Below are 20,775 nucleotides of genomic sequence, written 5' to 3'. Positions count from 1 at the left end.
AAGCTGTAACCGGCACCCGGTTTCTAAGACCATCTAACGGGGCATTTCGGTCGTACAGGGGTGTGTTCCTTAGGGGGAACAGGGATACGGGGAGGTGAGTGCGTCGAGCGTCGTGTTGTTGCCGTATGCACCGTCCAGCGTCGCTGTCGCACGTCAACGCCTCTCCTCTGACCTGCAGGAATGGGGCGTTTACGAAACCGCGATAGACGACGCGGTGCTCGTGGTCAGCGAACTGTTGAGTAACGCGCTTCGTCACGCGCACCCGCTGCCCTCGGGGCAGATCAGAGTGGCGTGGCGCTGGGCCGAGGAACACGTCGAGGTTGCGGTGAGTGACGGTGGCGCCGCCACCGAACCTCGGGCAGGCCGCCCCACCCTCTCCTCGTTGGGAGGGCGGGGCCTCGGCATCGTCGAGTATGTGGCCTCCAGGTGGGGGGTCAGGCACGAGGGCGAGACCACCACGGTGTGGGCGGTGGTCACCGCCGTCAGCACGGTCAGTAACGGCCAGGCGGGCAACGGCAAGGTTTCCGTCGCCGAGCCCGCCCTGCGGGAGTGCGGTTAGGTCCTGTCTCGTCTCACGACTCGTGAGACGAGACAGGGCATCGCGGACCGGTCCCCGGCGAGACCGGACGGAACCAGGACACCCGGCGAGGCCGGACGGCGGAGCGGCCCGTGCGGGCGAGACGGTACGGCTCAGTACGGCTCGGTACGGTTTCAGTGCGCGGCGAGTGCGGGACGGTGCAGAACGGCCCGCTCACCGGCCGCCCACGCGGTGGTGACGAGCAGGTAGACGCCCGCCGCGAGCGGAAGCACGGCCGCGGCCAGCAGCGTCCCGAACGGCAGCAGCGGCATGATCCTGCGCAGGACCTCCGGCTGCACCTCGTCGCTCATCGTCCGCCGCATCCGGCGTGATGTGATAAATGCCACAGCGAGCAGCAGCAGGAAGAGCCCGGCGAAGACCAGCGTCGGTCCGCTGAGCAATCCGAACCCGGCCACCGTGCTCGCGAACTGCTGCCCCAGCGGCACCCCGAACAGCCCGTGGGTGAGGAGCACGTTGGCGTTCCCGGCGATCGTCGAGGAGATGAAGACCTGGTACATCACCATGAAGAACGGCATCTGGGCGACCCCCGGCAGGCAACCGGCCAGCGGCGAGGTCTTCTCCCTGGCGTAGAGGGCGGACAGCTCCCGCCGGAGGCGCTCGGGGTCGCGGCCGTGCCGTTTCCTCAGCTTCCGAACCTCGGGCGCGAGCCGTAGCCTCGCCCGCTCGCCCCTGGCCTGCATGACGCCGAACGGCAACAGCAGGAGCCGGACGCCGAGGGTGAACACGACGATCGCCAGCGCGGTGGAGTTCAGGGGCTGGGCGAGCGCGTTGATGAGATCGGCGGTGAACTCGATGACGGAGTCGAACATGGGGGGCCCTTCTGGACTGGAATGGAATCAGCACAGAAGGCGCCCGCGGATCCGGACGGGTCTGGTCGTCTACGCGGGCGCCGGGCCCGCCGAGGGTGCTCTGGGCCGGGACCTCCCGGCCGCGTCGGGGTCGCGCTGCCGTACGAACATGGTCCGCCTGGCCCGGTCGCGCCGGGACAGCGGCGAGCGCCGCTCCGCCTCCGAGGTGACAGGCAGCGAACGCAGTGCCCAGGCGAGCAGGAGCACGCCCAGCCCGACCACGGCGGTCGCCGTCATGAACCCGCCGTCGCCGAGCAGCCAGACGGAAAGCGTCTGGAGGGCGAGGAGCAGGTTCACTTGCCGGACTTGCCGAACTTGCCGAACTTGCCGAACTTGCCGACCACGGTGACCGCGGCGACGGCCACGACGGCCACCAGCGCCAGTACGAACACGAACTTGAGAAGCCCGAAGAGCGCCGGCAGCAGGAGCCCGAAAACCACGTAGAGCGCGAGGACGACGCCCAGAACTGCCATCACGGTACGACTCATGAGGCCAACGGTACGTCCTCGATCGAAACGGCGAGAGTCGGAACCATAACGATCGGGTCTTACGGGCCGGTGACAGGACGGTGGAGTGCTTACGGACCGATGACAGAACGTGGGGATCCGCCTCGTCCGGGCCTACCGTGGGGATATGAGCGCACGGATTCTGGTGGTCGACGACGATCCCATGGTCGCCGAGGTCGTGGCCCGCTATCTGGAGCGCGACGGTCACTCGGTCGAGTGCGTGGGAGACGGGGCGGAGGCGCTCAGGCGCGCCCTGGCCGACCCGCCGGACCTGCTGGTCCTCGACCTGATGCTGCCCAAGATGGACGGGCTCCAGGTCTGCAGGAAACTCAGGGAACGGTGGCCGGTTCCAGTGATCATGCTGACCGCGCTGGGCGACGAGATGGACAGGGTCGTCGGCCTGGAGACCGGCGCCGACGACTACGTCACCAAGCCGTTCAGCCCTCGCGAGCTGGCCCTGCGGGTCCAGTCGGTGCTGCGGCGGGCGCGCGGCGTCTCGGCCCCCTCCGGCACCGGCGTGCTCAAGGACGCCGAGCTGACGGTCGACGTCGGCGCCCACGAGGTGCGACTCGGCGAGGAGGAGATCATGCTGACCGCCCGCGAGTTCGACCTCCTGGCCCACCTGATGCGCAACCCCCGCCAGGCCTTCAGCCGCTCCGCCCTGCTCAACCAGGTCTGGGGCTGGTCCTTCGGCGACTCCTCCACGGTGACCGTCCACGTCCGCCGCCTTCGAGAGAAGATCGAGCCGGACCCGACCGTCCCCCGGCGCATCGTCACCGTGTGGGGGGTCGGTTACCGCTACGAGCCCCTGGTCCTGCCGTGATCCCCGAGATGCTGCGGATCGTCGCGGTCACGGCCGGGCTCGGCCTGCTGATCGCGGTGGCCGGGCTGGGCCTGATGCGGCTGCTGCGCAGGCGGTCGATCGGGGTGATGCTCGCGGTGGTCGCCGTGGTGACCGTCCTGGCGACGGTGGGCGGCGTGGTCGCCGTCACCCTAAAAATGATCATCGAGGGCGAGTCCAGGGACATCGTGCTCAGCGTGGTCGCGGTCGGCGGGCTGGTCGGCCTGGGCGTGGCGGCGGTGCTCGCCCGCCGGGTCGTGGCGGCCAGCCGCAAGCTCGTCGACGCCGTGCAGGCGGTGTCGCCCACGGGGGAGTTCGTGCCGCCCGACGGCCTGCCCGCCGAGCTTCGCACGATCGCGAAGACCCTGGAGCAGGCCTATCGCCGCCTCAGCCTGGGCCACGAACGCGAACGTTCCCTGGAGATCGCCCGCCGCGAGCTCGTCGCCTGGGTCAGCCACGACCTGCGCACCCCCCTGGCGGGCATGCGGGCCATGGTCGAGGCCCTGGAGGACGGGGTGGTCGCCGACCCGCAGACCGTGAGCCGTTATCACCGGCAGATCCGCCTTGAGGTGGACCGGCTGTCGGGCATGGTGGACGACCTGTTCGAGCTGTCCAGGATCCACGCGGGAGCACTGCGCCTGTCCCGGCGGCGAATCGGTCTCAGCGACCTGGTCGCCGACGCGCTGGCCGGGGTGGAGCAACTGGCCAGGGCCAGGGGCGTACGGCTGGAGGGGCAGGCCGACGTGGCGGTCCCGGTTCAGGCCGACGCCGGGGAACTCTCCCGGGCGCTGGGCAACCTGGTGGTCAACGCGATCAGGCACACCCCGGCCGACGGCACGGTGTGGGTGCGCGCGGCGGTGGAGGACGGGGTCGCCTGCCTGTCGGTCGCCGACTGCTGCGGCGGCATCCCGGCCGACGACCTGCCTCGCGTGTTCGACGTCGCCTTCCGCGGGGAGGCGGCCCGGACCCCCAGGGCCGACGGTGCCGGCGCGGGCCTCGGTCTGGCGATCGCGCGAGGCATCGTCGAGGCCCATCAGGGAGCCATAGACGTCGTCAACACCGGCCCCGGGTGCCGGTTCGAGATCCGCCTCCCCCTGTCCGTGCCCGAGGGGCCTCAGGCCGTCATGTCCCGGTGACCCCGTTCTTCTCGGAGACCCCGCCGGTGGCCGCCGGGGTCACCAGGGTCGTGACGTCGCCCTCGCCCTTCGCGGGGAGCAGGAGGGTCGTACGGGCGTCGTCGTGGTCGTCGTGGTCGTGGTCGATCTCGACATGCTGGCAGGACGTCGGGGTCCTCATGGTGTCGTACGACTCGGACATGGCGCGGAAGGTCGGGCACGGCCACCGCCACATGCAGCTTCGGCAGCGCAGGATGGGATGCGCCGCGTCGCTGGTGATGCCGCCCGCGTCGCGGGGTTGATGCAGGTCGAGCAGCCTGATCCCGAGCGTCGCGAAGTCCAGCAGCTCTTCGCGCGCTCCTTCGAGGAAGTCGAGATCCTCGCCGGACAGGCGGGTTCTGATCGGGACGTAGCCCTCGTGGCTCACCAGGTCGCGGAGGGAGTTGGCCGCATCGCGCCACGAGGTGGCTTTCTCGGTGCGGGCGATCGTGGACTCCAGGCGATCTCGGAGTCGCTGTCGTTGTGAATCCTCAGGTAGGTCGGTGTTCATTGCTGCGTTCGAGCCCGTTTCTATACTCAACGGCCGCCACTGTCGTAGCGCAGTGATGGTCGGGAGGTGCCGGGTCTCCCCCCGTTCCGGCCAAGCCGGTGTCGCACAGTGTTAAGTTTCGCGCACCCAGGGTTTCCATGGGACCGAAACGGGGGACAAAGGGCTGACGACTCGGGTTGCTCGAGAGAACGTGACCAGCGGCCCTCGCGCCGCTAGTGTGCCCGCTGTGGAGCTAAAAGTCTCAACTCGATCTCATGCCGGGCACACCGTCGTGACCATCGTTGGCGAAATCGACCTATACACCGCGCCTCGCCTGCAGTCCGAGTTCGCTCGGGTGCTGGAGGAGAGCCGGACCACTCACGTGGTCATCGACATGTCCGGGGTGGAATTCTGTGATTCCACCGGCCTGAACGTGCTTCTCTCCGTGCTCAAGCGGCTGAAGGAGCGCGGCGGCGTGCTGGAGCTGGCGGCACCGCCGCCCGCCGTGCAGAAAATCCTCCAGGTGACGGGTCTCGACTCGGTGTTCACCGTGCACAAAGCCGTTCCCGAGGAGCTGCTGACGTCAGAGCCCCAATGATGACCGGCGTAGCGGTGATCATCCCCGCCAAGGATGAGGGCGACCGGATCGGCGCCACCGTGACCGCGGCCCTGGCGCTGCCCGGCGTCGACCTCGTCGTGGTCGTGGACGACGGCTCGGCCGACCAGACCGGCAGGGTGGCCAAGGCGGCCGGAGCCCGCGTCGTACGGCACAGCCGCAACCGGGGCAAGGCGGCCGCCATGGAGAGCGGGGCGGAGGCGGTGCGCCTGCTCGACGGCACCGAGTCCCGGCACCTGCTGTTCCTCGACGCGGATCTGGGCGAGACCGCTCGCATGGCCGCGCCCCTGATCGAGCCCGTCGTGGCGGGTGAGGCCGACATGACGATCGCCGTGTTCGTCACCCGGGTGAAGCTCGGCGGCCACGGACTCGTGGTCAAGCTCGCGCGCGAGGGTGTCCAGCGCATCACCGGATGGACGCCCACCCAGCCGCTGAACGGCCAGCGCTGCCTGACCCGGACCGCCTTCGAGTCGGCCCGTCCCCTGGCCCGGGGCTTCGGTGTGGAGACCGGTCTCACCATCGACCTGCTCCGCAAGGGCTTTCGTGTGCGAGAGGTCCAGGTGGAGATGGCCCATCGGGCCACCGGCACCGACTGGAACGCCCAGCTCCACCGGGCCAGGCAGTTCCGTGACGTCGCACGGGCACTGGCGGTCCGCATATAGGTCAGGTCACCGCCGCCCGCCCGGCTCTCACGCGGATCGGGTCACGGCCGCTCACCCGGGCGGGCCGGGTTGTACGGCTGCGCCCGTTCGGCCCCGCTCGCCGTACGCGGCCGGGTGTCCGCCGGTCCGCTCCCGCTCGCCGTACGCGGCCGGGCGTCCTCGCCGGTCCGTTCCCGCCGGTGGTGCGCGACCGGTCGGCGGGACGCGGCTCCGGGCATCACGCCGGGTGTGCTGAAATTTGCGGGTGACTTGGGATGCGCCGGTTGTCGACGGCAGACGGGGTTCCGTGCGTGGCACGCCGCGGGGGCTCGACATCGTCGCGTTCACGGCCATCGGGCTGTCGGTGGGACTGACGGTCCTGATCGGGCTGCTGGGGCCCTCGGCCATGGTTCCGCGGCTGGCGGGCCCGGCCTGGCAGCCTCCGTACTCGCTGGACCTGCGCCCCGACGGCCACCTGGTGATCGCCATGGCCGCGGCCGCGATCGTGCTGGGCGGGCTCGGCCTCGCCGCCGCCCTGCGGTCACGGTGGAGACCGGATCCGCGATGGCTGCTCGCGGCGGGCTGCGTGGCGGCCGCCCTGCTCGCCTTCCTGCCGCCGTCGGGCTCGGCCGACCATCTGAACTACGCCGCCTACGGCCGCCTGGTCACGCTCGGCCAGGACCCCTACGCCGTCGCTCCCAGCGCGCTGCCCGCCGACCCCGTCACCGGCGCGGTGGAGGAGTGGGCGGGCGTGACCAGCGTCTACGGCCCGGTGGCGACCGCCGTACAGGCGCTGGCGAGTCTCGTCGGCGGCGACTCGGTCAGGCTGACGATCTTCGCGATGGCGCTGGTCAACGCGGCGGCGTTCATCGGCACGGCGTTGCTGCTGCACCGCTTCACCCGCGGGGACGCGGACCTGCAGCGGCGCGCGGCGCTCCTGTGGGCGGTCAACCCGCTGATGATCTATCACCTGTCCGCGGGGATGCACGTGGACACCCTGGCCGTCGCCTGCATGGTCGCGGCGCTCATGGCTCGCGGAGCCGGATCGGGGCTGCTGCTGGGGGTGGGGATCGGGGTCAAGCTCAACGCCGGGCTCGTGGCGCTCGGTCCCGCGTGGGAGCTGCGCCGCTCGCCCGGCAGGCTCGCCGTCGTGGCGGGGACCGCGACGGCCACCGTGCTGGTGATCTACGGTCTCGCCGGGTCGCACGTGCTCGACCAGGTCGGCGCGGCCAGCAAGAAGGTCTCGCTCGCCACACCGTGGCAGCTGGCCAAGGGCGGGCTCCAGACGGTGTTCGGGCCGGGGGCCTACTCGGCCTGGATCCAGGTCGGCTCACTGCTCCTGCTGGCGGGACTGGCCTGGCTGCTCCTGCGGGCACTGCCGCGGTCCTTGCCGGAGAGCACCGCCCCGGCGGTCGCCGCGGTGATGGTGGTCGCCTGGCTGTTCGCCGCGCCGTACGCGCTGCCCTGGTACGACGGGCTGGCCTTCGCGCTGCTGGCCATGGCCTCCTGGCCCGCGCTGGAGGGCTTCATGGTGGCCAGGGTGACCATCCTGTCCCTGGGCTATCTCCCGGCCAGGGAGGCCCTGCGCCCGGAGGACCTGCTCTGGCTGAAGACCCTGCTCAGGGAGCGGGTGGTGCCGTGGTCCCTGCTGGCGCTGACGCTCGCTCTGGCATGGTGGGCGGCGAGTGCCGGAGCGCGCGCACGCAGGCCGTCAGTGTCAGCGGCACCGCCACCGTGAGAGCCATCGCCGGGATCGCGATCCCCGAGTCGTTCATCAGGAACCCGATCAGCGCGCAGGTCAGCGCGCCGATCAGCCCGGCACGCAGCGCCGGGGCGAGCGCGTAGGCCCGGCCCAGCGCGGGGGCGCCCCAGCGGGAGGGGCGGTTCAGCACCAGGAAGAGGAAGGCCAGCGCGACCAGTGAGAGCAGGGTCAGCGACCAGTTCCCGACCGTGACCCCGATCATCGCGCCGAACTTGCGGCCGATCACCGTCCAGGCCTCGCCGTCCAGCACCTGCTGGACGAAGGAGCCCAGGTGGGTGCGGGCGCTGGGTGGTTTGAGCCAGTCGACCACCGCGATGGCTCCGATCAGCAGGACGCCCGCCAGCCCGACCAGGCCGAGCTTGACCGGCGAGACCCGGCGGCCGGACAGCAGGATCACGAGGACGGCGACCCCGACCAGGAAGGCCGGGACGCCGCCGAAGTCGGCTCCCCACGCCGGCCAGCCGTCGACGAGGATCGCGAACAGGCCGTAGGCCGTGCAGACCGTGAGCGCGAGCGTCCGCCGCCCGCGCGAGATCAGCCACTGGGCCACCCCGGCCAGGGCCAGGATCGTCCCCGCCGAATAGACGGCGAAGGCGATGTTGCTGAAGCCGTAGAAGCGCCCGCCGGTGACCGGCTCGTAGCCGGTGACCGCGTTCACCTGGAGCCTGGACCCGGTCATCACGTCGATCAGCAGGGCCACCGAGGTGATCCCCGCGACCACGGTCAGCGGGCCGAGCACGTGCGTCCGCCACGGCCCGGCGAAGGCCAGCCCGGCGATCACGCAGGCGACGGCGAGAATGGTGAGGATCACCCCGGCCATCGGGGCGGGCAGGCTCCACCAGGGCACGAGCTGGGCCAGGAAGGTCGCGATCGCGATCGCACCGCTGACCGTCGCGACGGCCTGGGTGACCGCCAGCGCCCGCGAGCCGCCCCAGCCCCGCCGGACCGCGACGGCGGCCAGCAGGTAGAACAGGATCTGCACGGTCACGAACACCGCGAAGAACGGCCCCCGCACCTCGCGCAGCACCTGGCTGGCCAGATCGTCGTCGGCCAGGTTCGCGACCATTCCGGCGGCCTGCTCCGTGCTCGGCTCGCCGCTCTGCCAGACGCGGCCCACGACGCCGTTCGGGGTCTCCAGACCGAGGAGTCCGATCGCGGTGGCGGTCAGGTCGGTATTGGTGACCAGCCCGTCCTGGCGGGTGGAGGCGGCGGTGAGGTAGCCGTGGGAGTACGGCTCCCCGCTGGGAGAGGCGCCGCGGGCGATCGCCACGTGCAGATGGGGCGCGATCGTGGTGTCCGACAGGCCCCCGAGCAGGACCGTGGTCCCCGGGCTCTTTGGACCCGTCGCGGTTCCCGGGCCGGCGGTGGTCTCCGGACTCCCCGGGCCGCCCGGTCCCTCCGTGCCCCCCGGCGGCAGCCGGTCGAGGACCGCGCCCACCTGGCGGTCGACCCCCGCCACCGCCTCCCGCCTCGCCTGGCCGGTCATCGGGATCGGGTCGCCGTCCTTGTCGAGGCCCGTCCTGGACCACGCCTCGGTCAGGTCCCCGGCCTCCACCACGATCAGCGCGTACGGTGCCAGGTCGCCGAGGTCATCGACGGTCGCCGCGTATTTCGCGACTTTTCCATCTTTGTCGGCCGCACCGAGCGCGGCCCCCGGCCCGACCGCCGCCACCTTCCGTCCGGCGTCCACCGCGAGCTGCCCGAGCTGCCCGAGCACCGGCCGGTAGGAGGTGGTCGCGTTGAAAGCCACCAGCTCCGCCCAGTCCGGCACGCTCGCCCCGCCGTCCGGCGTCGCCCTCGGTGCCTGCGGCGGCGCGCAGTTCGCCCCCGGCGCGCCCGCCCGCTGCCCCGCCGAGACGGTCAGCCAGCCCGCGACCGGGCAGGTGCCCCGATTCGGCGGCGGCACCGCCCGCGTGGACAGCGACGCGACCCCGCCCTGATCGACCAGCTTCCACAGGTTCGGGGTCCGCGCCCTGTCCAGGTCGCTCCACTCCAGCCCGGGGACTCCGATCACCACGACCCTGACGGCGGGCGACCCCGTGGCCGAGGCGCCGGCCGTACCGGCTCCGAAGAGCCCGAAAAATCCAGGGAGTCCGGATATCCCGGAAAGCAGGAGGAACACGGTGACCAGCGCGGTGCGGACGACCCAGGGGCGAGGCCGTGCCCGCAGGGATCTCCGGCCGTCACGACGCGCGACGATCACCGCGGAGCGCGACCGCGAGAGCGCGGGTGATCTTCCGGCGCCCTGGCGGACGACTCCCTGACCGCCGTGCGTCGAACCCATCCGTTCCCCCGTATCCGTGACCGTTGGCGGTCGTTTCTCCCAGGCCCACGGTAACCTGCCTGGTCGTGATGACTGGCGAGGTGACCACGACCAAGCGGCCCCCGTGGATGTGGCTGCTCGCGCTGCTGCTCGTCGCGGTGGCGGTGGCCCCGCTGGTGTTCCAGTGGCTGGGCAACGTCGACGACCAGCGTCTGGTCGACCTGGATGTGTACCGTACCGGCGGCGAGGCGATCCTGGAGGGGCGGCCGGTCTACGACTTCCTGACGCCCGCTCCTCAGCTTCTGCCGTTCACCTATCCGCCGATCGCGGCGCTGCTGGCCACGCCCCTGGCGGCGATGTCGTGGCCGGTGGCGCAGTGGGTGTGGACGATCCTGATCTTCGTCACGCTAGCGGTCGGGGTCGGATTCGGCTTCCGGGCCGCCCTGAACCGGGCGAGCGGCCTGTGGCTGCCGATGGCGTTCGCCTTCCTGATGGTGGCGTGCACCTACCTGATGCCGATCAGGGACCAGGTCCGCTTCGGCCAGGTGGACATCCTGCTGGTCGCGCTCTGCCTGGCGGACTGCGTGGTCCGGCGCCCGGTGTGGCCGCGCGGCATGCTGATCGGCCTGGCCACCGCGCTGAAGCTCACCCCGGGGGTCTTCCTGATCTACTTCCTGATCGCCGGGTTCGGCCCCGGCGCGAAGGAGGAACACCGCAAGACCTTCTTCATGGCGGCCTTCACCACCGCGCTGCTGACCCTGTTGCCCTTCCTGGTGATCCCGGACGACGCCGTCGAGTTCTGGTTCCACGCCCTGCTCGACCCCGAACGGCTCGGCGCCAACGCGGCGACCACCAACCAGTCGATGCGCGGCATGCTCATCCGGCTCTACATGCCGGACTGGCTGACCAGCCTGCTCTGGCTGGCCCTGGTCGCGGTGGTCGCCTGGTACGGCTTCCGTTACGCCCGCAGGGCGCTGCTCGAAGGACACCCGGTGACCGGGGTGGCGCTGGTGGGCCTGATGGCCGTGCTGCTGTCGCCGGTGGCCTGGATCCACCACCTGGCCTGGGTGGTCGTGGTGCTCGGCGCGCTGGTCGGCGACGGACGCGACCCGGTGAGGATCCGGGTGGCCGCCGGGGTCTGGCTCTACTACGTGCTGCCGATCCCCTGGTGGGGAGTGACGATCAAAGCCGCTGAGATCCCGGTGCTCAGTCCCGTGCTGGGCAAGATCGTGCAGAACGGGTTCGGGCTGGGCGCGCTGGTCCTGGTCTGGCTGCTCGGAGTCTGGCTGCCGAGACGGCGAGAGTCCTTCCGCGCGCTCCCCTGACGTTTTTCGAGCACCTCCCCGGCGCGGGTGAGGATGGTGAGCTGCGCGAATGTGGAGTTCTGTGCACACTTTCGGACGGACGCCGGATAGCCTGGGGCCATGCCCAAACTCGCCTACCTGGGACCGGAGGGCACCTTCACCGAGGAGGCCCTGCGCATCCTGGCGCCGGAAGCCGACCGCCTGCCGAGCGCGAACGTCAGCGCCGCGCTGGACGCCGCCCGGCGCGGTGAGGCCGACGGAGCCGTCGTCCCGCTGGAGAACTCGCTCGAAGGCGCCATCACCACGACCCTGGACGAGCTCGCCTGGGGTGATCCGCTGCTCATCACCGCCGAGCTGCTGCTTCCCGTCGAATTCTCGCTCCTGGTCCGTAAGAACACCACGATGGCCCAGATCAAGCGCGTCTTCACCCACCCGGCGGCCATCACCCAGTGCCGCGGCTTCACCGCCCGGGAGCTGCCCGACGCCATGGTGATCGCCGCGCCCTCGACCGCGGCGGCGGCCCAGGAGGTGGCCCTCCCCGGTTCGCCGTACGACGCGGCCATCGCCGCGCGCATCGCCGGAGAGCACTACGGACTGGTCGAGCTCGCGGCCAACATCGGTGACCGCGCCGACACGGTGACCCGGTTCGTCCGCGTGTCCCGTCCCGGCTCGATGCCCGAGCCCACGGGCTCCGACCGCACCTCCCTGGTCGCCTTCCTCAACGACGACCACCCGGGCGCGCTGCTGGAGATGCTCACCGAGTTCTCCGTACGCGGCGTCAACCTGACCCGCATCGAGTCGCGGCCCACCGGCGACGGCATCGGCCGCTATTTCTTCCACTTCGACTTCGAGGGCCACGTGGCCGACGCCCGGGTCGGCGAGGCCCTTTCCGGCCTCCACCGGATCTGCACCGATGTGCGCTTCCTTGGCAGCTACCCGCGCGCCGACCGTTTCTTCCCGCAGATCAAGCGCGGTATGGCCGACGCCGACTTCGCCGAGGCCGAGGGCTGGCTCGCCAGGATCCGCGGCGGTCAAGCCTGATCGGGCGGCCGGGATCTCAGGACCGATCGGGAGATCGGGGCCGTTCTGCGCCGGTCGGGCCTAATGTATGTGCGGGTGTCGGCAGTACGTCGGTAGCCTTGTGCTGTGATTGACCTGCGTACCCTTCGTGAGGATCCCGACCGGCTACGGGCGTCGCAGCGTGCCCGCGGTGAGGACGACTCTGTCGTCGAAACGCTGCTTGACCTCGACGAGCGACGGCGCGGCGCGCTGAACCGCTTCGAGACGCTGCGCGCCGAGCAGAAAAGCATCGGCAAGTCGGTGTCCCGTGCCTCAGGGGACGAGAAGACGGCCCTGCTGGAGCGGGCCAAAGACCTCTCGACGCATGTCAAGTCGGCCGAGGCCGAGGCCGAGAACCTGGCCGGAGAGCTCGACGATCTGCTCTACACGGTGCCCAACATCGTGGAGGAGGGGGTTCCGGCCGGAGGCGAGGACGACTTCGTCGTGCTGGAGGAGATCGGGGAGAAGCCGAGCTTCGACTTCACGCCCAAGGATCACCTGGAGCTCGGCGAGCTGCTCGGCGCGATCGACATGGAGCGCGGGGCGAAGGTCTCGGGCTCGCGCTTCTTCTTCCTGAAGGGCGTCGGCGCACGGCTCCAGCTCGGGCTGCTCAACATGGCCATGCAGCAGGCGATCGAGGCGGGCTTCGTCCCGATGATCACCCCGGTGCTGGTCAAGCCGGAGTCGATGAAGGGCACCGGTTTCCTCGGCGCCCACGCCAGCGAGGTCTACCACCTGCCCGAGGACGACCTGTTCCTGGTCGGCACGAGCGAGGTGCCGATGGCGGCCTACCACGCCGACGAGATCCTCGACGGTTCCGCGCTGCCGTACCGCTACGCCGGATGGTCCTCGTGCTTCCGCCGCGAGGCCGGCTCGTACGGCAAGGACACCCGGGGCATCATCCGGGTCCACCAGTTCGACAAGGTCGAGATGTTCTCCTACGCGCGTCCCGAGGACGCGCACGAGGAGCACCGGCGCCTGCTCGCCTGGGAGAAGGAGATGCTCGCCAAGGTCGAGCTGCCCTACCGGGTGATCGACACCGCGGCCGGCGACCTGGGGTCCTCGGCCTCGCGGAAGTTCGACTGCGAGGCGTGGGTGCCCAGCCAGGGCCGGTACCGCGAGCTCACCTCGACCTCCAACTGCACCGACTTCCAGGCCCGCCGCCTCGGCGTGCGGTTCCGTGACTCGAACGGCAAGCCACAGCACGTGGCCACCCTGAACGGCACCCTGGCCACCACCCGCTGGATCGTCGCCATCCTGGAGAACCACCAGCGGGCCGACGGCTCCGTCGTGATCCCCGAGGCCCTGCGCCCCTACGTGGGCCTGGACGTCCTCGAACCCGTCAAGTAGCCGCCTCGCCGACCTCGACCTCGACCTCGACCTCGACCTCGACCTCGACGTCGGCCCGTCGGCAACCGTTCGCAGTGAAGGCCCCGCCGTACACCCGACACTGTTGGCGAAGTAGATCAAAAAGTAGCGGCCCCATGATCACGTCTGTGATCATGGGGCCGCTACTGCCGTTCTTGGTCGCGGATGGAGTCGTGGGTGTCGCTGCGTTCGACTGGTTCCGATCAGATTCCGGCGGCCACTCTGGCGGTAGCTCGGGCAGCCTTCCCGAAGGGCAGCCTGGCGATCCGTATCCGAGATGCGTTGGGTGTCCTGTTCCAGGACAGGGACTTCGCCGCGGCGTTCTCCGCCCGCGGCCGTCCAGCGCTGTCCCCGGCTCGGCTGGCGCTGGTGTCGATCCTGCAGTTCGGCGAGGGACTGTCCGACCGGCAGGCGGCCGAGGCCGTGCGGGCGCGGATCGACTGGAAGTACGCGCTCGGGTTAGAGCTGACCGACGCGGGCTTTGACTACTCGGTGCTCAGCGAGTTTCGGGCTCGCCTGATCGCAGGATCGCTTGAACAAAGCCTGCTGGACACGATCCTGGATCGTGCCGTGACCGCCGGGCTGCTTCGAGCCGGGGGCCGGCAGCGGACCGACTCCACCCACGTGCTCATGGCCATGCGCACGATGAATCGGCTGGAGCAGGTGCATGAAACGGTGCGCGCCGCGCTTAACGCGCTGGCCGCCGCCGCACCCGACTGGCTGCTGGCTCAGGCCGAACCCGGATGGTTCGAACGTTATGAGGCCCGCGTCGAGGACTATCGACTGCCCAAGAGCAAGGCCGAACGCATCCACTTCGGCCACGAGATCGGCGCCGACGGGAACGGCGTCCTGTGCGCGGTGTATTCGCAGGCCGCTCCTGGATGGCTGCGCGACATCCCCGCGGTGCAGACCCTGCGCCACGTGTGGATCCAGCAGTACGTCACCATCGACAATCAACTGCGCTGGCTAACTTCTGACGAGCAGCCTCCAGGCACGATCCGCCAGATCTCGCCCTACGACGGCGACGCACGATCCGGTACCAAGCGCGACTCGCACTGGGACGGCTACAAGGTCCACCTCACCGAGACGTGCGACACCGACGCCCCGCATTTGATCACTAACGTGATCACCGCGCCGTCGCCCGGCAGCGACTACGAGGCCACCGACCAGGTTCAGGAGGCCCTGGCCTCGCGTGGGCTGACACCGGCGGTGCACTTGGCCGACAAGGGCTACATGAGCGCGCACAACCTCGCCCGCGCCGATCGTCGCGGCATAGAACTACTGGGACCGATGATGCCCGACAATGCCTGGCAAAACGCCGAGGGCAACGGCTTTGCCGTCAACGACTTCGCCATCGACTGGGACAACCGCGCCATGACCTGCCCCACCGGAGCCACCAGCCTGCCCTGGGCCAACGAAACCGACCAAGGCGGAACTCCGGTCATCCGGGTGCGCTTTTCCATGCGTGACTGCAAGGCCTGTCTCAGCCGGGACCTGTGCACCCGCGGGGCCAAAGGTCGGCGCATCACCCTGCGCCCACAGCAGGAGCATGAAGCCCTGCAACGCGCCCGGCAGCGGCAAAGCACCGACCAATGGCAGCAACGCTATGCCCACCGGGCAGGCGTGGAGGGCACCATCGCCCAAGGCGTCAAAGGCTTTGGCCTGCGCAGATCCCGCTACCGCGGGACCGCCAAGACCCACCTCCAGCACCTACTCATCGCCGCGGCGATGAACCTCACCAGGCTCGACGCATGGCTTACCGGAACGCCGCTGGCCCCGACCCGCACCTCGCATTTCGCCGCTCTGCTTCCGGCAGCATGATGAGATTCAACTAAGAAGGTGTCTGCAACTCCTGTTACCAGTCGTCAGAGCAAAGACCTGTCAGTGCAGCGGAGTGTACGGCTCCCACAAGGCCGCGAGCGCCGCCACGGCCGCGAAGGCCATGAGCTGCATGACCACGATGCCATGACGTCGGCGCCGCCAGGCAGCAACCCCAGTGACGATCAAGATCAAGGCCATGACTGTGAAGGAACCGTAGGCGACAGTGGAGCGAAAGGTCATCTCCGCCTGCCACTGCGCGGGAGAGGGGTCTCCGCCCGAGCAGAGCACACTGGCGCCGTCGCACAGCACGCCCCGGTTGAATGCCCAGCGGATCGCGAAGCTCGTAGCCACCAACAGAGCCACGTCCCCAATCAGGACTGCGACAGTGGCGACGATGCGCCCGGTTAAGTCGTCCGTCTTCACGGGCAAAGCCTAGAGGCCGCGCGGATCCGACGTGCATCCCTGAGCTGGTTGTCATCCCCGTCGTCACAGGAGTTTTGGTGGTCTCCAGCGGTGAAGCTGGCCAGGCACACGCCCCCCAACACGTGAAATGGCCCCGTGATCACATTAGTGATCACGGGGCCGCTTCTGTCTTATCTACTTCGCCAACGGTGTCACACCCACGGCGGGGCCTTCCCGCGTTCATGCCGCCGGATGCCCCGCGTCCTTCCTCGCGGTCGTCCAGCCGACCAGGACGGATGCCCCGACCCCGGCGCCGCCGGCGAGCCAGGCGAGGAACCCCGCCGTCGAGTAGTCCTCAAGGGTGCCCGACCTCCAGACGGAGAAGGTCGCCCAGATCACGAACGACGTGCAAGGAGCGAGGGCGAGCAGCGCGAACCAGGTCCGGACGGATACGCGGGCCCGGACCGCCGCCGTCGCCGTGAGAGCCGCCGCGGTGAGGGCGCAGGCGATGCCGAGCACGAACGGCAGAGGGCCGCCGGACGGCAGGCTGAGGACGAACCCGACGGAGGCGAGGACGTACGCGGACACGGCCAGGCCGTTGACCCGCGGTTCATGGCGGCGGGCCCCGGCCATGCCGGCCATGAAGGCGATCAGGCCGACGAAGAAGCCGATGAGGCGCTCCGTCCCCAGGTCGACGTCCGGCAGGTGGAGCGGGGGCGCCGTGTCCGGGGAGAAGCCCTCGGCCGAGAAACCGAGTCGCCGCCAGGTCCCCCGCGCGTCGCGTACGGCGATGCCGTCGCGGCCGTTGGCCACGACCACCACGTGGCCGCCGGTCACCCGCTGCACCGCGACCGCCTGAGAGCCCTCCCAGGCGACCGGGGGCCTGTCCGGGCTCAACCGCCGCAGGGCTCTCTCCCGTCGTTCCGAGACGCCCCAGGATGTCTCCCAGGTGGCTCCGCCGTCCCATGACTCGTCCACGGCGAATCGCGGTGGGGCTACGCGGTAGCAGTGCAGGGGCTCGCCGGGCACGCAGACCCGGGTCGCGGGAGAGGGCGCGAGGGGCGGGGGCGTGGCTCGCGGGAAACCGGGAGCCGGGGAGTCCGGGAAATTCGGGAAGTACGGCGAGCTCGTGGGGCGGCGAGAGTCCGGAGGGTTCGCGGGGTCCGGGGAGTCGGGGAAGAACGGAGAGCTCCGGGGGCTTGGGGGGCCTGCGGGGCTCGGGGGCGTCGGGAAGAACGGAGACACCGGGATCGGTGCGGCGCCGGGCCGGGAAGGGACGGTCCACGTGCGGCCGCCGTCGTAGGACAGGACCGTCTCGTTGGAGACGAAGTCGTGGTCGCGGACGACGGTGATGACCTCATCGTTCGCGGAGACCTGCTTCGCGGTGGACGGCGGAGAGGTGGCGGAGGTGGCGGTCACCCCGAACAGGGCGACGGGGACGATGATCAGCGCGCGGGCACGCCGTACGGCCTGATCGGTCTGGCACCCGCGCCAGATCAGCCAGGTGACACCGAGCGCGGGCAGGGCCACCAGATCGGTCGGGTCGGCCAGGACCCGTGAGGGACCCGCGACCAGGGTCCATACCCGGGAGGCGAACTCCGCGCCCGCCCCCGTGCTCTTGACCAGGATGAAGCCGACGCCGGTGGTGATGATCGCGGCGAGGGCGGCGAACCGGGTGACGACGAGGGGGCCGATCCGGGAGAGATCGAGAGGGCCGGCTCGGGAGGGAAAGAGGGGGCCGGGCTGGGAAGGAGCGAGGGCAGGGGAAGAGGGGACGGTCCGGGACAGGGTGAGGGTCGGAAGGCGGGACAGGGCGAGAGCCAGAGAGAAGACGAGGGCGAGCAGGGGCGGGGCGACCATCAGCCCCGCGACGTCGCTCAGCTTGCCGGTGACCGGACCGGGCCACCGGGCCTTGAGGAGATGGTCGTTGACCGGCAATACGAAGGTGGCGACCACGGTCGCCGGGTGCCCGAGCCAGACGAGGACGGAACCGCGCGGATGCTCCATAGGCGAATAGACCCGCCGCGATGCGACCTGGTTCGAGTGAGGCGGCGTTCGTGACCGGGTCGTGCCCCTTCGACGGGTCGACCCGTGAGACGGCACCGGGGCGGCGCCCCACCGGCCCGGGCCACGAGTGAGGGGCCCCCGGGAACGAAGAAGGCGGAGTTCGCTTTACGCGAACTCCGCCTTCTCCGGCAACTAGAGGTCTATGCGTCAGACGGCGCGGACCTGCGAGGCCTGCGGGCCCTTCTGGCCCTGCGTGATCTCGAACTCGACCCGCTGGCCGTCTTCGAGGCTACGGTAGCCGTTGCCTTGGATCTCGGAGAAGTGCACGAACACATCCGGTGCACCGCCATCCGGTGCGATGAAGCCGAAGCCCTTTTCAGCGTTGAACCACTTGACGGTTCCCTGAGCCATTAAAGCTCTCCCTCAGGATTTGAAACTTTGGGAATCACACCTCGTGAACCCCATGTGTCGTACAGCGGGCCCCGGGGTGGCTCAGTCAAACTGGTTTTCACAACGGGATTCAGCTAATACAACGCCATCACATCTAACACTATCCGCAGAGACCGTGTTCCCGCCATCAGGAAGATTCCTCTGTCAGAGATCCCGGGTCTGGCACAGTGAGGATCACAGTGCAGACTGGACCTGTTATGGGAAGCCCCAAGCTTGTCGCCACCGACCTTGACGGCACCGCTCTGCGCTCGGACGGCACCGTCTCCCCTCGTACCGCAGCCGCATTCGCGCTCGTGGAGAACGCCGGGGCCACGCTGGTCTTCGTGACCGGTAGGCCACCTCGATGGATGCACACGGTTGCGGCAGTCGTGCACCATCGGGGGCTGGCCATATGCGCCAATGGCGCCCTTGTCTACGACCTGCACACCGAACAGATCGTCAAATCCCATCTAATGCACTCAGACGTGCTCGAAGAGGTCGTTAGACGACTCCGCGAAAAGGTTCCCGAGCTGGCCTTCGCGGTGGAATACGAAGGCGGATTCGCTCACGAATCGGACTTCCGTCTCGGGGGCTGGGATAGGCGGGAGGTCGTCGGGCTCCGTGTCGGAATGGCCACACTCACCTCACAGCCCTGCGCCAAACTCCTGGCCCTGCACCCTCGGATGGATCCCGACATTCTCCAGGCGACGGTCTGCGAACTGGTCGGTGATCTGGTCACCCCCACCCACTCCAGCGGCCGGGCTCTGATCGAGATGAGCGCGCTGGGCGTCACGAAGGCCACGGCACTGGCCGATCTCGCGGAGACACAGGAGATCAAACCCGCCGACGTGATCGCGTTCGGGGACATGCCCAATGATCTGCCCATGCTGCAGTGGGCCGGTACTTCCTACGCGGTCGCCAACGCCCACACGAAGGTGTTGGCCGCGGTCGATCACGTGACCGCGGCCAACAACGACGACGGGGTCGCCAGAGTCCTTGAGGAGCTCTACGGGTAAGGCCTTCCGAGACTCTCGACGAGCTCTCGCGGCTAAAGGCTTCCGGGAGCGGGGCCTGTTACAGGTAGGGACCCGAACTGCCGCCCTGCGGCCCTTCCTGCTGCTGGAGGGACACACCGCCGGGGAGCGCCCTGCGCATGTTCTCCAATTGAGCCCGAGCCGCCATCTGCTGGGCGAAAAGCGTGGTCTGTATCCCGTGGAACAGCCCCTCAAGCCAGCCGACCAACTGCGCGTGGGCGACCCTCAGCTCGGCCTCGCTCGGCGGGGTGCCGTTGTTGTCCTCGGTGAAGGGCAACGACAGTCGTTCAAGCTCGTCGACCAGCTCGGGCGCCAAACCGTCCTCAAGCTCCTTGATGGAACTCTGGTGGATCTCCTTGAGGCGCTTGCGGCTGGCCTCGTCCAGCGGAGCCGCGCGAACCTCCTCGAGGAGCTGGCGGATCATGCTGCCGATGCGCATCACCTTGGCAGGCTGCTCGACCAGGTCGGCGACGGACCGCTCCCCGCCGTCCTCCTCGTTCTGACCTCCCTGGGGTCCCATGACCACGATGTGCGGAGTGCTCTCCTCAGCGTTCATAACCTCAACTTACTAGCAGGATTTTCCCGATGTGGTCTCCGGTTTCCATGATCCTGTGGGCTTCGGCGGCGTCGCTCATGGGCACCCGGGCGTGCACCACGGGCCGGATCACCCCGGCGTCGACGAGAGGCCAGACGTTGTCCACCGTTCCGCGCACGATGGCGCCCTTCTCGTCGGTGGGCCGCGCGCGGAGCGTGGTTCCGTGCACGGAGGCACGCTTGGCCAGAAGCGCTCCCAGGTCGAGCTCACCCTTCGCGCCGCCCTGCAGCCCGATCACGACCAGCCGTCCGCCGGTCTTGAGGGCCTTCACGTTCCCCCGCAGATATTTGCCGCCCATGATGTCGAGAATCACATCGGCCTTGACCTTTTCCGCGAAGTCCTCCTCGCGGTAGTTGATCGCCTCGTCCGCGCCCAGCTCCAGGCAGCGGGCGATCTTCTCGGCCGAGCCGGCGGTGACGACCACGTGGGAGCCGAACGCCTTCGCCAGCTGTATGGCCAACGTCCCGATCCCGCTGGAACCGCCGTGAACGAGAAGGGTCTCGCCCTTCCTGAGCCGCGCGGTCATGAACACGTTGGACCAGACGGTGCACGCCACCTCGGGCAGTCCGGCGGCCTCGACCAGGTCCACACCGTCAGGGATTCGCATGACCTGCTGCCAGGGCACCGCGACCTTCTCCGCGTAACCGCCACCGGCGAGCAGCGCGCACACCCGGTCGCCCGCCTTGAAGTCCTCGACGTCGGAACCCACCTCGGCGACCACGCCGGAGCATTCCAGCCCGGGGTACGGCGAGGCACCGGGAGGCGGATTGTAGAAACCCTGTCTCTGCAGCGTGTCGGCCCTGTTGACCGCCGAGGCGGTCACGTCGATGAGGACCTCGCCACGCTCAGGCCGGGGGTCGGGGACCTCTCGCCAGACCAGAACTTCGGGTCCACCTGGTTCGTCGATCATGATGGCGCGCATGCTTCCAAAGGTATCCGCTGAGCCCTAACTTGGTGGTTGCGAGCGTTGACGAGAACACAAGGCGTTAACCTGCTATGTGTTTGCTGCCCTTTTATGCCCATCCCGAGGGGGAACA

Annotated in this window: 22 protein-coding genes; 11 read left to right on the top strand and 11 right to left on the bottom strand. The window is 69.5% G+C overall.

All coding sequences use genetic code 11. The annotated features are described in order from the left end of the window. The first annotated feature begins 94 nt into the window (after positions 1-94). Positions 95-559, top strand: coding sequence for an ATP-binding protein (locus tag J2853_RS34355; RefSeq protein WP_307564857.1), 465 nt, complete (start codon positions 95-97; stop codon positions 557-559). Positions 560-711: 152 nt separating this feature from the next. On the opposite strand, the gene J2853_RS34350 is transcribed toward J2853_RS34355, so the two are convergent. The 3 genes from J2853_RS34350 to J2853_RS34340 form a co-directional block, all read right to left on the bottom strand. Beyond that, positions 712-1,407, bottom strand: a complete 696-nt coding sequence (locus J2853_RS34350; protein ID WP_307564856.1) for a YidC/Oxa1 family membrane protein insertase — start codon at positions 1,405-1,407, stop codon at positions 712-714. 69 nt (positions 1,408-1,476) lie between these two features. After that, on the bottom strand, positions 1,477-1,743 hold the full coding sequence (locus tag J2853_RS34345; protein WP_307564855.1) for a DUF6412 domain-containing protein: 267 nt from the start codon (positions 1,741-1,743) through the stop codon (positions 1,477-1,479). Further along, the gene (locus J2853_RS34340; RefSeq protein WP_307564854.1) at positions 1,740-1,934 is read right to left on the bottom strand and encodes a hypothetical protein; all 195 of its coding nucleotides are present in this window, start codon (positions 1,932-1,934) and stop codon (positions 1,740-1,742) included. Before J2853_RS34340 ends, J2853_RS34345 begins: the two co-directional genes overlap by 4 nt. A 145-nt stretch (positions 1,935-2,079) precedes the next feature. Between J2853_RS34340 and J2853_RS34335 the strand changes: the two genes are divergently transcribed. After that, a complete protein-coding gene (locus tag J2853_RS34335; protein ID WP_307564853.1) occupies positions 2,080-2,775 on the top strand; it encodes a response regulator transcription factor in 696 nt (231 codons plus the stop codon). Continuing rightward, a complete protein-coding gene (locus J2853_RS34330) occupies positions 2,772-3,929 on the top strand; it encodes a sensor histidine kinase (RefSeq protein ID WP_307564852.1) in 1,158 nt (385 codons plus the stop codon). The genes J2853_RS34335 and J2853_RS34330 overlap by 4 nt, the downstream gene beginning before the upstream one ends. Here J2853_RS34330 and J2853_RS34325 read toward each other — a convergent pair. After that, positions 3,916-4,458, bottom strand: a complete 543-nt coding sequence (locus J2853_RS34325; protein ID WP_307564851.1) for a hypothetical protein — start codon at positions 4,456-4,458, stop codon at positions 3,916-3,918. The genes J2853_RS34330 and J2853_RS34325 overlap by 14 nt on opposite strands. A 226-nt stretch (positions 4,459-4,684) precedes the next feature. On the opposite strand from J2853_RS34325, the gene J2853_RS34320 reads away from it, so the two are divergent. The 3 genes from J2853_RS34320 to mptB all read left to right on the top strand — a co-directional run bounded on the left by J2853_RS34320 (position 4,685) and on the right by mptB (position 7,432). After that, the gene (locus J2853_RS34320) at positions 4,685-5,035 is read left to right on the top strand and encodes an STAS domain-containing protein (RefSeq protein ID WP_307564850.1); all 351 of its coding nucleotides are present in this window, start codon (positions 4,685-4,687) and stop codon (positions 5,033-5,035) included. After that, positions 5,035-5,715, top strand: a complete 681-nt coding sequence (locus tag J2853_RS34315; RefSeq protein ID WP_307568922.1) for a glycosyltransferase — start codon at positions 5,035-5,037, stop codon at positions 5,713-5,715. Before J2853_RS34320 ends, J2853_RS34315 begins: the two co-directional genes overlap by 1 nt. Before the next feature lie 286 nt (positions 5,716-6,001). Then, positions 6,002-7,432, top strand: coding sequence for a polyprenol phosphomannose-dependent alpha 1,6 mannosyltransferase MptB (gene mptB / locus J2853_RS34310; RefSeq protein ID WP_307564849.1), 1,431 nt, complete (start codon positions 6,002-6,004; stop codon positions 7,430-7,432). Here mptB and J2853_RS34305 read toward each other — a convergent pair. Continuing rightward, a complete protein-coding gene (locus tag J2853_RS34305) occupies positions 7,314-9,740 on the bottom strand; it encodes a hypothetical protein (protein ID WP_307564848.1) in 2,427 nt (808 codons plus the stop codon). The two genes, mptB and J2853_RS34305, sit on opposite strands and share 119 nt — an antisense overlap. Positions 9,741-9,808: 68 nt before the next feature. Between J2853_RS34305 and J2853_RS34300 the strand changes: the two genes are divergently transcribed. From J2853_RS34300 to serS, 3 genes are all read left to right on the top strand, one after another. Continuing rightward, complete coding sequence (locus J2853_RS34300; RefSeq protein WP_307568920.1) at positions 9,809-11,044, top strand: glycosyltransferase 87 family protein; 1,236 nt, start codon at positions 9,809-9,811, stop codon at positions 11,042-11,044. Between the two features lie 99 nt (positions 11,045-11,143). Beyond that, positions 11,144-12,064, top strand: a complete 921-nt coding sequence (gene pheA, locus J2853_RS34295) for a prephenate dehydratase (RefSeq protein ID WP_307564847.1) — start codon at positions 11,144-11,146, stop codon at positions 12,062-12,064. 105 nt (positions 12,065-12,169) lie between these two features. After that, on the top strand, positions 12,170-13,432 hold the full coding sequence (gene serS, locus J2853_RS34290; RefSeq protein ID WP_307564846.1) for a serine--tRNA ligase: 1,263 nt from the start codon (positions 12,170-12,172) through the stop codon (positions 13,430-13,432). Here serS and J2853_RS34285 read toward each other — a convergent pair. Next, a complete protein-coding gene (locus tag J2853_RS34285; RefSeq protein ID WP_307564845.1) occupies positions 13,425-13,586 on the bottom strand; it encodes a hypothetical protein in 162 nt (53 codons plus the stop codon). The two genes, serS and J2853_RS34285, sit on opposite strands and share 8 nt — an antisense overlap. Before the next feature lie 41 nt (positions 13,587-13,627). Here J2853_RS34285 and J2853_RS34280 point away from each other — a divergent pair, with 41 nt between their 5' ends. Then, positions 13,628-15,271, top strand: coding sequence for an IS1182 family transposase (locus J2853_RS34280; RefSeq protein ID WP_307564844.1), 1,644 nt, complete (start codon positions 13,628-13,630; stop codon positions 15,269-15,271). 60 nt (positions 15,272-15,331) lie between these two features. Here the strand turns inward: J2853_RS34280 and J2853_RS34275 are convergent, their stop codons facing one another. The 3 genes from J2853_RS34275 to J2853_RS34265 all read right to left on the bottom strand — a co-directional run bounded on the left by J2853_RS34275 (position 15,332) and on the right by J2853_RS34265 (position 18,091). Further along, positions 15,332-15,694 (bottom strand): hypothetical protein, encoded by a 363-nt coding sequence (locus J2853_RS34275; protein WP_307564843.1) that lies wholly within the window; start codon positions 15,692-15,694, stop codon positions 15,332-15,334. Between the two features lie 219 nt (positions 15,695-15,913). Beyond that, positions 15,914-17,680, bottom strand: a complete 1,767-nt coding sequence (locus J2853_RS34270; RefSeq protein WP_307564842.1) for a hypothetical protein — start codon at positions 17,678-17,680, stop codon at positions 15,914-15,916. A 207-nt stretch (positions 17,681-17,887) separates the two neighbouring features. Beyond that, a complete protein-coding gene (locus J2853_RS34265) occupies positions 17,888-18,091 on the bottom strand; it encodes a cold-shock protein (RefSeq protein WP_012886943.1) in 204 nt (67 codons plus the stop codon). A 236-nt stretch (positions 18,092-18,327) separates the two neighbouring features. Between J2853_RS34265 and J2853_RS34260 the strand changes: the two genes are divergently transcribed. Beyond that, positions 18,328-19,125 (top strand): HAD family hydrolase, encoded by a 798-nt coding sequence (locus J2853_RS34260; protein ID WP_307564841.1) that lies wholly within the window; start codon positions 18,328-18,330, stop codon positions 19,123-19,125. A 58-nt stretch (positions 19,126-19,183) separates the two neighbouring features. On the opposite strand, the gene J2853_RS34255 is transcribed toward J2853_RS34260, so the two are convergent. After that, on the bottom strand, positions 19,184-19,699 hold the full coding sequence (locus J2853_RS34255; RefSeq protein ID WP_307564840.1) for a bacterial proteasome activator family protein: 516 nt from the start codon (positions 19,697-19,699) through the stop codon (positions 19,184-19,186). A 4-nt stretch (positions 19,700-19,703) separates the two neighbouring features. Then, on the bottom strand, positions 19,704-20,660 hold the full coding sequence (locus tag J2853_RS34250; RefSeq protein ID WP_307564839.1) for an NAD(P)H-quinone oxidoreductase: 957 nt from the start codon (positions 20,658-20,660) through the stop codon (positions 19,704-19,706). Positions 20,661-20,775: the final 115 nt, after the last annotated feature.

Source organism: Streptosporangium lutulentum (assembly GCF_030811455.1).
GTDB classification, from domain to species: Bacteria; Actinomycetota; Actinomycetes; order Streptosporangiales; family Streptosporangiaceae; genus Streptosporangium; species Streptosporangium lutulentum.
The sequence above is the reverse complement of the archived record's forward strand: the minus strand, read 5'-3'. Positions and strand labels throughout refer to the sequence as shown.